At 55.3% G+C, this 740-nt stretch carries 1 protein-coding gene; it reads left to right on the top strand.

The window, feature by feature from the left end; translation table 11 throughout:
- Positions 1-740: type VI secretion system baseplate subunit TssF (locus AAC854_RS22810; RefSeq protein ID WP_340619086.1), on the top strand; the 740-nt coding region annotated here is incomplete at both ends.

Here is a 740-nt window from a genome sequence, read left to right as displayed (position 1 = left end):
CCCCTGTTACCCACCGGTGACCTGCCTGTTGCCCGGTTGCAACAAATGACGGAGTATTATTGCCTGCCGCATGTATTCAGTTTCATGACATTAGATATCAATGAGTCACGCGATTTGCCGTTAAACCCGGATGGCACCGGTGAGCTGATTATCCGCCTGCACGGGGAACTGCCAATGGATGCGCTGGGCGATGCCTTCCTGTTGGGCTGTGTTCCGGCGGTGCATCTGGTGCCGATGGTCAGTCCGCCCGTTTCTTTATTACCGGAAACCCCGCGTTATCCGCTGCCGTTGGCTGAAACAGAACGGCTTTTTCGGGTGAAAAGCATCCAAACAGCGAAGCAGCCCGGTGAGAAAGCCACTCAGGGCAGCGCCCCCCGTGGCAAGCCCTGCCATTTCCTGCCGATTGACCAGTTTCATGCCAAAAGTGACTGGCTGCTGGAGGCCGGTGAACCCGATAACGTCTACTTTCAGTCGCTGATAACCGATGATTTACTGGGGCGTCTCCACAACCAGATACATTTTTCCGGGATGGATGGGAAAGCGGCGAATAACCTGTCCCCCCAGACCGTATGTGTCCACGCCATTGGCTACCATGAGCAGGCCATGAAGCTGGCTATCGGTGACATTACGTTGACACAAGAATCGGTGCCTGCCCATTTATACGCCCGCAATATCACCCCGGTTTCCCCCGATTTTCCGCCGATGGTGATGGGCAAATCGGACTGGTCGCTGATTAACCT

This window comes from Xenorhabdus entomophaga, from assembly GCF_037996725.1.
GTDB lineage: Bacteria > Pseudomonadota > Gammaproteobacteria > Enterobacterales > Enterobacteriaceae > Xenorhabdus > Xenorhabdus khoisanae.
Note: the sequence above shows the minus strand (reverse complement) of the source record. Positions and strands in the feature narration are given on the sequence as shown.